The sequence below is a fragment of the uncultured Meiothermus sp. genome (assembly GCF_937863175.1).
GTDB lineage: Bacteria > Deinococcota > Deinococci > Deinococcales > Thermaceae > Meiothermus.
Genome location: NZ_CALMCQ010000151.1, coordinates 1 through 9,315, shown reverse-complemented (window position 1 = coordinate 9,315; position 9,315 = coordinate 1). Strand labels below are relative to the sequence as shown.

9 protein-coding genes are annotated in these 9,315 nt (G+C 60.5%); 3 read left to right on the top strand and 6 right to left on the bottom strand.

Annotated elements, in window-relative coordinates; translation table 11 throughout:
- The 6 genes from Q0288_RS05985 to Q0288_RS05960 all read right to left on the bottom strand — a co-directional run.
- Positions 1–1,119 (bottom strand): ABC transporter transmembrane domain-containing protein (locus Q0288_RS05985; protein ID WP_299428647.1); only part of this gene is annotated, 1,119 nt, incomplete at its 3' end.
- A 149-nt stretch (positions 1,120–1,268) separates the two neighbouring features.
- Complete coding sequence (locus Q0288_RS05980) at positions 1,269–2,108, bottom strand: hypothetical protein (RefSeq protein WP_299428644.1); 840 nt, start codon at positions 2,106–2,108, stop codon at positions 1,269–1,271.
- A gap of 147 nt (positions 2,109–2,255) precedes the next feature.
- On the bottom strand, positions 2,256–2,468 hold the full coding sequence (locus tag Q0288_RS05975; RefSeq protein ID WP_299428641.1) for a hypothetical protein: 213 nt from the start codon (positions 2,466–2,468) through the stop codon (positions 2,256–2,258).
- Positions 2,469–2,581: 113 nt separating this feature from the next.
- A complete protein-coding gene (locus tag Q0288_RS05970) occupies positions 2,582–3,619 on the bottom strand; it encodes a M20/M25/M40 family metallo-hydrolase (RefSeq protein ID WP_299428638.1) in 1,038 nt (345 codons plus the stop codon).
- A 95-nt stretch (positions 3,620–3,714) separates the two neighbouring features.
- The gene (locus tag Q0288_RS05965) at positions 3,715–4,368 is read right to left on the bottom strand and encodes a response regulator transcription factor (RefSeq protein WP_299428635.1); all 654 of its coding nucleotides are present in this window, start codon (positions 4,366–4,368) and stop codon (positions 3,715–3,717) included.
- Between the two features lie 281 nt (positions 4,369–4,649).
- On the bottom strand, positions 4,650–5,930 hold the full coding sequence (locus Q0288_RS05960) for an ATP-dependent 6-phosphofructokinase (protein WP_299428632.1): 1,281 nt from the start codon (positions 5,928–5,930) through the stop codon (positions 4,650–4,652).
- A 140-nt stretch (positions 5,931–6,070) separates the two neighbouring features.
- On the opposite strand from Q0288_RS05960, the gene Q0288_RS05955 reads away from it, so the two are divergent.
- The 3 genes from Q0288_RS05955 to Q0288_RS05945 form a co-directional block, all read left to right on the top strand.
- Positions 6,071–6,724 carry a response regulator transcription factor gene (locus Q0288_RS05955; protein ID WP_299428630.1) on the top strand — a complete coding sequence of 218 codons (654 nt, stop codon included), beginning with the start codon at positions 6,071–6,073 and terminating at the stop codon, positions 6,722–6,724.
- A complete protein-coding gene (locus Q0288_RS05950; protein WP_299428627.1) occupies positions 6,711–8,369 on the top strand; it encodes a GAF domain-containing protein in 1,659 nt (552 codons plus the stop codon). The genes Q0288_RS05955 and Q0288_RS05950 overlap by 14 nt, the downstream gene beginning before the upstream one ends.
- 536 nt (positions 8,370–8,905) lie before the next feature.
- Positions 8,906–9,315: MgtC/SapB family protein (locus Q0288_RS05945; RefSeq protein WP_299428624.1), on the top strand; the 410-nt coding region annotated here is incomplete at its 3' end.

Here is a 9,315-nt window from a genome sequence, read left to right as displayed (position 1 = left end):
ATCAGCCACCCCCTTCGCCCCTCGCGGGAGAAGGGGGTCGGGGGGTTGAGGGGTGATACCAGTATCAGCCACCCCCTTCGCCCCTCGCGGGAGAAGGGGGTCGGGGGGTTGAGGGGTGTGGTCACCAGCCTCCAGCCTCTGCTCCCCAATCCTTTGGCTCTCGACCCTCGATCCTTGACCCTCCGCGTCTCTTATCCGCACCGGCTCGAGCCAGAACTCTTCCAGCCGCCTGTAGCTCGTCGAGCCCCGCTGGAAGATGGTGAGGGTCCATCCCAGGCCCACAATCGGCCAGCCCAGCATCATCAGGTAGGCGTTGAACTGCACAAACTGCCCGGCGGTCATCTCGCCCCGGATGACCATGCCCCCGCCCATCCACAGTACGATCAGGGCTGCAATACCCATCAAAAGCCCCATCAAGGCCCGCACCGGGCCGTCTACCCGGGTCAGGGCCAGACTTTTGGCGATGTAGTCTTTGTTGAGGGTTTGGAAAGACTCGAGTTCACGCTGCTCGAGGGCAAAGCCCTTAACCACGCGTATTCCCGAGAAGTTCTCCTGCGCCCGGGTGGAAATCCTGTCGAAGGACTCCTGGCTTTCGCGGTAGCGCTGGTCTATTAGCCGCAGAACGTAGTACATGATGACAAAAATCACCGGCAGCACCAACGATAGAGCCAGGGCCAGCGGCACACTTACCAGGTACATAGCCACGATGGCAAAGACCACAAACATCAGCAGGCGGCTGCCCATGTTGATGCCGCCGCCCAGCATCTCGCGCACCGCGCTGAGGTCGGTGGTGAACTTGTTCATCAGGTCGCCAATGCGGTTTTTGCCGTAGAAATAGCTGTCCAGCCAAAGGGCTTTTTTGAACAGATCCATCCGCAGATCGTGTTCAATGTAGCGGCTGGCCACCACCAGCAGTTGCCGGTTGGCCCAGGCGAAAAATGCCGAGACCACCGCCGCGCCCACAATGGCCCAGACCCAGATCTGATACGCCTCTTCGGCACGAATGGCATCAATGGAATGGCGCAGGAAGTAGGGTGACAGGGCTGCTGCGCCTACCGAGGCAATTCCGGCCAGCATGCCCCACAGGTACTGGGGGCCATAGCGCCGCAGGTAGGGCATTAAAGCTCTGAGGGGGCCAAAAACTGACCGGTCAGTTCTGGGGAATGCCTGCATCTGGATCACATTATTCCTCCCAATGTTTTCTGAGCGTGAGATCAGACCTGTTTGAATGGTCGGGGCCGGCGTAGGAGCACAGAAGTTCGAGTGTATCAGACCCCGAGGTCTTTGGCTAGCTCGAGCGCAACCCCACCCCAGGGGGCCTCGAGGCCTACCATCCGCCAGGGCTTGGCTGGTTCGGATTTTTTCAATAGCCTGCGTACTGGCCTGGGCAGGGGCAGGTACTCGGGGTCATGTACGTAGAGCAGGCCCTGGATCTTGCCCAGCCTCGAGAGGTAGCGGTGCATTCCGGCGGCCTCGAGGTCGGTAGGAAGCTCGAGTCCCAGCCCAAGACTGGCCCCTTCCTGGCGAAGTTCGGTAGGGGCCTTGTCGGCCAGGAACAGGCTCAACCCGTGCTCGGCCAGCGCAGCCCGAAGGTCTGCAAGCCAGACTGGGTCGTCGGTCAGCATGGGCTGGGCTACCAGCCCAATCAGACGGGTTCCGGATTGTTTGGGGGGTTTAAATGGGGGGTTGAGCAGGCGCTTGGTGCGCTCCAGGGCTCGCCGGGCCAGCATGGGGTTGCGGGTCAGGTTCTGTCCGATTTCGGCAGCCAGACCGGCCACCTCCGGGGAAAGCTCGGCGGGAACCACCAGCCCTGGCGGCAGCCCCGGCACCAACCGCCCCAGGGTCGCGTCCAGATCCACCATCCAGGGAGAGGGGCTGCCCTTGCCGGCCTCGACGCCTAGCTGCACATCCGGCAACAGCAAGAAGTCCACCCTCTGGTTTTTCAAGCTGAAAACCTGGCCCAGAACCCGCCGAATCGGCAAGGGCAGGGGAAGCTGAACAGAAGCCTCTTCAGGATGAACGATTTCTATGTCCAGCACCTGCAAATAGGGTTCCCAGAAGGGCAGATAGCGGTTGCTCAACCAACTGTCCAACAGGCCAATACGCACCGGAATATCCTAAGCCAGACCGGGGCTCTGAGCAATGATGCGCCCCGGTGAGTGCTGCGCTTCAGGCTGGAGCACCGGGATTAAGCCCTCAATGCCATGACTGAAGATGAGACGGTTTGTCCCTCACTTCCTGCTCCTGGCCCAAAATCAGGATTTCAGGGCCAGAGCAGGCGCACCCATCGGGTGCTCCCAGGCCTCAACGTTTGGGGTCGGGCTCACACCGCCCTGCGACAGAAATTGAACCAGGGCATCCAGGCTCTCAAACTGATGGAGTCGCCCGCATTCCTCATCCTTAATCACCGCCCACAGACCGCGCTGATCCTGCCACAGTTGCAGTAGAAAGGTTCTGGCTTTCGTCATAACTCCCTCGCCTCTGCCAGAGGGTAGCAGAACCATCGTTACAGGATCGTTATGTTTTGGGAGCAGGCAGCATTTGGGGCTGACCAAACCCAAAAGATATTCCCAGAACTGCTCTAGCTGTTGGCCAGCAGGCGCTCCACAAAACTGCGCAGGGCACTGGCCCCCAGATGCAGCGATTCGGGCTCTACCCATTCTTCGGGGGTGTGGGCACCGCCTCCAGCATAGGCGCTCAGGGTAATGGCTGGGATGCCTGCTTCCATGCCAGCCGAAGCATCGGTGGAGCCGGCGGTAAACTGGGCCTCGAGGCCAATTTCAGCAAAGGCCCGGCGGGCCGCTTCCGTCATGGCATGGGTAGCCGTCATGCCCGCCGGGCGCTCCCCCAGGACTTCAATTTCCAGGCGAATGTTGAATCGGCGGGCCGCTTCCATCAAGATTTCCCGTACCTGGAGGGCCTTGTGATCCAGCACCGAGGCTTCCAGCGCCCGCAGATCTAGCTCGAAGCCTACCTCGCGCGGGATCGCATTGATGGCCTCGCCGCCCCACAGCCGGCCCACATTCAGGCTGGTGTCGCTGGGGCGTTCCAGGGCATACATCTGCGCAAGGGCCTGCCCCAGCGCTGGCACCGGCGAGGACACCTCGCGGTCACCCCAGGCATGGCCACCTGGGCCGATAAAATGAGCCCGCATCCGGTGTGAGCCTGCCGAGCGATGGACAATGCCGGGTAGATAGCCATCCACTGCGATCATCTGCTGGGGACGCAGGTGCTTCACCAGATGCCGAGCGCCCCGCAGGTTGCCCAACCCCTCCTCACCCACGCTAAAAGCCACCGTGCAGTTCCGGGCTACCAGCCCCCCAGCCAGGGCCATCAAGACCGCTACCCCCGAAGAATTGTCACCCACCGCCGGGCCATACCAGCGGTTCTTCTCCCGCCGCAAGGGTGTTGGACTGAGCACCGTGTCGATATGGGCCACCAGCAAAGTAGGGCCGGAGCCCGCCCAAACACTGCCCTGTTCGTCGGTATGGGGCGCCAGTCCCTGGGCCTGCAACTGCCGAGCAACCCAGACCCCACGGGCAGAGTCCCCGCCGATCTCGGCGAATTCCGCCAGTAGAGCTACAGGATCGAGAGAGGTTTCGGTGAGGAAGTCGCCCATCTGGTTTTGATGATACAGGCTGCGGGATGATCGCGTAGCGATAGCGGCATACTCTGGGCCACGGTTCCCCCGGTTCTGGGTGGCCTGTCTGCTGCCTACTGCTCGTCGTTCTTTTCGGCCAGCCCCTCGCGCAACGCATAGAGCGCAGCCTGGGTGCGGTTGTTCAGGTGGAGCTTCTGGAATATGTCAGAAAGGCGGTTGCGCACGGTTTTTTCCGAAAGCGACAGTTCGGAGGCGATCTCGAGGTTGGTGTAGCCCTGGGCTACCAGTCTCAGGATCTGCACCTCCCGCTCGGAGAGTTCGGCATGATCTTTGGGGGTGACTTCTTGCTTGGATTTGAAGTCCTGGATGATCTGCTCGGCCATCTCGGGATCCAGCAAGACCTCGCCCTGGTAGACCCTCCGAATGGCCTCCAGCAGTTCTTTGGCGTCGGCATCCTTGAGCAGGTAGCCCCGTGCTCCTGCCTTAACCGCTTCAAAGACGTACCCGTCCTGGCGGTACATGGTCAGCATGATAACCCTGCCTTTTGGCCATTCCTTGAGGATTTCCTGGGTGGCCTGTACTCCGTCGAGGCCGGGCATCTGGATATCCATCAGGATGATGTCGGGGTGGGCCTCGAGGGCGTGGCGCAGGGCCTCACGCCCGTCTTTGGCCTCACCCATGACCTTGAAGTCTGGCTCGGCCTCGAGCAAACTCTTGAGCCCCTGACGAAACAACGCATGGTCGTCGGCAAGCAGGATGCGAATCATTGCTATGTATTGTACACAGAAGCCCGAAACGGATTAGATAGAGCGGTTTTCATAAAACCACTCCCCTCAATACCGCTCATACAGTCGGGTCGGGGCTGGCGGGTGCTCAAAGAGCCTGTGAACGAGGTAATGGCCCTGGGCATTGTTTGATTATCGTGGGGTGGTGGTCTTGAACCTGTCCTCCAGAACACATGGATAGTGCTCTACCCAGTCCGCTCCGACATACCTTTTCTACCAGTCCAGCAAACCGCCCAGTGACGAACACTTTTTTGCGTGTCACCTCACATCCCTCTGGGCTGCCCGGTGGCCCCCAAGACCTGCTGCCAGAGTTCGCTCTGGGGGTCAATCTGCTTGCGTTGTTGGGTGGCCAGTGCGATGGGCACATGGGTAAAGCGTTGATTCCAGTAACCCACCATCACCTCGGTGCGCCCGCTCATGCCGGCATGGACGGCATGTTGCCCCAGGGCCAGGCAAAACTCTGAGTCCACTGCGTTGGCCGGTACGCTGCGGATGATGTAGCTGGGGTCAATGTACTTGATGGTGGTTTCCAGACCCTTCCGGTCGAAATGGCGACCGATGGCCTCCTTGAGGAAAAGCCCGATGTCCTTGAGCCTGATGTTGCCCGAGGCATCTTTAGTTTCTTCTCCCTGGATTAGATCCTGACCGGCTCCTTCGGCCAGAGCGATGACTGCATGGTGGCGGGTCAACAGGCGCTCTTCCAGAGCAGCCAGAAACCCCTCGAGGCTAAAGGGCGCCTCGGGAACCAGACAGAAGTTGACATCGGCGTTGGCCAGGGTGGCGTGGGCGGTGATGAAGCCGCTATAGCGCCCCATCAGCTTGACCAGCCCGATGCCGTTGTACGCGCCACGGGCTTCGGCGTGGGCGGCCTCGAGGGCGCGGGAAGCCTCCTCGACCGCAGTGGCCACGCCAAAGCTGCGCTCGATCCAGTGGATGTCGTTGTCAATGGTCTTGGGAATCCCGATCACGCTGATGGGCAGATCCCGATTTTGCAGCTCCTGGGCCAGGGCCGAGGCTCCGCGCAGGGTGCCATCCCCGCCCACCGCAAACAGAATGCGCACGTCCATCTGCTGGAGGCGTTCAATCATGTCGCCCGAGTCCTGCGGCCCCCTCGAGGAGCCCAGCACGGTGCCGCCATCGTCGTGGATGTCTTGTACTACCTCGGGGGTCAGGAGCAGGGGTTCGATGCCCAGGCTGGCCGCCAGTCCGGCGTAGCCATAGCGGAACCCGTAGATGCGCTCCACCCCATAGCTATAACTGAGAGTCATCACCACCGAGCGAATCACATCGTTCAAACCGGGGCATAGTCCCCCACAGGTCACGATGCCACAGGCAATTTTGGTGGGGTTGAAAAAAATCTTGCGGCGTGGGCCGGCTAACTCGAAGGTGGCAGGTGGGTTTTGCAGCTCATCCAGCATGGAAGCCAGCAGCACCCGGCTATCCTCCTCCACGAACACATCCCGCTGGCTTTGCAGGGGGCTCGAGAAATGGCTGGTGCCCAGGGTACGAATGTGGGTATTGGGAGAACCAGAACCGTTATGCACAGGAGCTATCTTACCCATCGGTTTGGGTTGGGCGGCAAGGGTCGTTAACCGTCCGAAAGCCCAGGGGGTCAATTCTCTGTACAGGAACTCAAAACCAAACGTCACTGGTAGACCTGAAAGCGGCGGTGTACCCTGAATCCATGAGCAACCCCAACCCAAAGGCGAGCCTGGGGGTTTTGCTGGTGGACGACCATACCGTGGTGCGCCAGGGGCTGCGGATGTTTCTGGCAACCGACGAGGGGCTGCATGTGGTAGGCGAGGCCGAAAACGGGCAGGAAGCCCTGGACAAGGTGGCCGAGCTGCACCCCGACGTGGTGCTGATGGACTTGCTGATGCCGGTGAGGGATGGTGTGAGTGCTATCCGCCAGATCAAGGCACGCTATCCCGAAGTTGAGGTAATTGCCCTTACCAGTGTTCTGGAAGACCATCTGGTGGTCGAAGCCATGCACGCGGGCGCAATGGGTTATTTGCTCAAAGATACCCACCCCGAAGAACTGGTGGAGGCCATCCATGCCGCAGGTCGGGGCGAGGTGCGCCTGCATCCTGAAGCAGCCAAGCGACTCTCCCAGGAGGTGCGCACCTCCGAGATGCGCGAAGCCCTGACCCCTCGAGAGACCGAAATTCTACGTATGGTAGGGCGTGGGCTGTCCAACAAGCGCATCGCCCAGCAACTCGAGCTTTCCGAACTTACCGTCAAAACCCACGTCTCCAACCTGCTTTCAAAGCTCGGGCTGTCCTCGCGTACCCAGGCCGCCCTGTTCGCGGTCAAGGAGGGGCTGATTGGGCTGGAGTGATTTTCTGCACCGGCTTGATTCCCAGACCCTGGTGGGGCTTTTACAGACTACCAGCGACTGCCTCTTAATCGCCTCGAGGGAGGGCAAGCTGGTCTGGGCCAGCCGCACTGCCCAGGAGTTGCTGGGCTACAGCCTAGAGGAGTTGCTACAGCTCGACATCCCGGACTGGGTTGCCCCCCCCTACCGCGAATGGGTGGCCGAACAGATCCGACAGAACCGCACCGTCCAGCCGGGCATCGGAGAGGTTGCTTTAGTGTGCAGGGATGGAAGCTGGTGCTACGTGGACTGCTCGATCCAGTATCTGGAGATTGAAGGCCAGATGTACGCGGTGGCCATTGCTTACGACATCACCGAGACCCGCCTGGCCCGGACAAGATACAAGACGCACTCTATGGACGCGAGTGAGTGGTTTACTTCCCAGAACCACACAGAAAGAGTGCACCTCGCAAGTAAGCGTCTCGAGGCGCACTCTACGGACGCGAGTGAGTGGTTTACTTCCCAGAACCCCACAGAACGAGTGCACCTCGCAAGCAAGCGTCTCGAGGCCCTCTACCAGGCCGACGAAAAACTCCATGCCTCGCTCGAGCTAGAAGAGGTTCTGCAAGCGCTGGTCGACGTGTGTGTAGATTTGCTGGGGGCAGACAAAAGCTTCATCCTGGTTTGGGACAGGGCCCAACAGCATCTGCTGACCCGTGCCCATCGTGGCTTTACAGCGCAGTTTGTTCAGCGCATGGACGAGTACGCTCGAGTAGGCCTGCTGGCCTATGCGGCCCAGCGCGGGGAGCTGGTGGTGGTACAGGACGCCCATCTGGATGAGCGGGTTGCACGACGCATTACTGATCAGGAGGGTATCCGGGCCTTTATGCATATCCCGATTCGGCAAAACGGGGAGGTATTTGGAGTTTTCAGCATCGCCAGTTTGCACCCCAACACCCTGGGTTACGAAGAGCAGCGGGTCTTTACCTCGCTGGCCCGCCGGGCAGCCATCGCCATTCGCAATGCCCGCCTCTATGCCCAGGCCCAGGGTAGGGCGGCCCTCGAGGAGCGCCAGAGACTGGCCCGCAACCTGCACGACTCGGTCTCGCAGGCCATCTATGGCATCGTGCTGGGGGTACGCACCGCCAAAACCCTGCTAGCCCGCAACCCCGAAAAAGCCCCTGCCGCACTGGATTTTGTGATGAACCTGGCCGAGGGGGCCATGGCTGAAATGCGGGCCCTGATCTTCGAGCTGCGCCCGGAGTCACTAAGACAAGAAGGTCTGGTGGCTGCACTCTCCAAGCAGATTGCGGCAGCCAGAGTAAGGCATGGCCTCAACCTCGAGGCCAAACTATGCTCCGAACCGGCGCTGAGCCTCGAAGCCAAAGAAGCCCTCTACCGTGTAGCCCAGGAAGCCATCCACAACACTGCCAGGCACGCCAGAGCCAACCGGGTTCACCTGCACCTGCACCAGGAGGACGATGCAGTGCAACTCGAGATCCGCGACGATGGCGTGGGTTTCGATAGCCAGCGCGAGTATCCCGGTCACCTGGGCCTGGTTTCTATGCGCGAACGCATCGAGCGCCTGGGGGGCTGCTTCCGACTGGAAAGCAGCCCAGGAGCAGGCACCACTGTAAATGTGGTGATTTCTACTGGGCCTGGGCGGTAGTGCGGCCTGACCAGCTACAGGGCACATTCGGCGGTCACTTCGCTGGAGTCAGGATTCCTGCCCACGGGAGTACACTGGGCTACGCAAAGATAACCACTGAGGGTACCGATGATTATCTTTGCGTAGCCGGTAACTGAGTTCGATGGTTTGATGGACTGGGAAGCTCTGACATGAAATTAAGAAGATACCCCGTGTTGCCCTGAACGGGGTGAAGGGTCTTATACCGGATTCAAAAAGATCATCCTCCAACCCGGAGACCCCGAGGCTCTCTTTTTGAATCCTGGAGCACACCCCTCCCGGATGGTCGGCGAAAAAAGCGTCTCCCGTTCGGGGACGAACTAACCGAATCTGGGATTATGCTGTACTGCACTGCATGTGGTGAATCCAAGCGCATCCGATTCTTCGGCCTGACGGCTTCTAAAGAACCCTTCGGCAATTTTGTACCTGCTCGAAAGTCAAATTCCACTTTTGTGATAGGAGCCTGTGGATTGCCCCCGAGAGGCATGGTTCCCCCACAAACGTAGTAGGGTTAAAGAGTGCAAGATCTGCTGTGGCATTTGCTGGCCGCCACCCTGATCGGGTTTGCGGTGGGCCTCGAGCGCGAGCGAGCCCAGGTAGAACGCCAGGCGTCCACCATTGGGGGGGTGCGAACCTTCACTCTGATCGGGCTCCTGGGCGGCGCAAGCGCCATCGCGCAGATTCCCTGGTTACCGGTAGTGGGGCTGGCAGCGGTAGCGGGGCTGGCGGTCTATTCGCTCAGAAACAGCCGCGATGCCACCAGCCAGGTAGCGGCCCTGGCGGTGTATGTGCTGGGCGTGCTGTGTGGGCTGGGCATCGTACTGCCCGCTTTGTTCGCGGGTGCGCTGGTGCTGGGTTTTCTGGCCTTCCGCGAGGAATTGCATGCTTTTGCGGGGGGCATTCAGCGGGCCGAGGTGGAGGCGGCGGT

Bases quoted from the DNA above. Each gene is read 5' to 3' on its own strand.
- Q0288_RS05975 (WP_299428641.1), bottom strand. From the start codon at position 2,468: ATGACGAAAGCCAGAACCTTTCTACTGCAACTGTGGCAGGATCAGCGC.
- Q0288_RS05955 (WP_299428630.1), top strand. From the start codon at position 6,071: ATGAGCAACCCCAACCCAAAGGCGAGCCTGGGGGTTTTGCTGGTGGAC.
- Q0288_RS05970 (WP_299428638.1), bottom strand. From the start codon at position 3,619: ATGGGCGACTTCCTCACCGAAACCTCTCTCGATCCTGTAGCTCTACTG.
- Q0288_RS05965 (WP_299428635.1), bottom strand. From the start codon at position 4,368: ATGATTCGCATCCTGCTTGCCGACGACCATGCGTTGTTTCGTCAGGGG.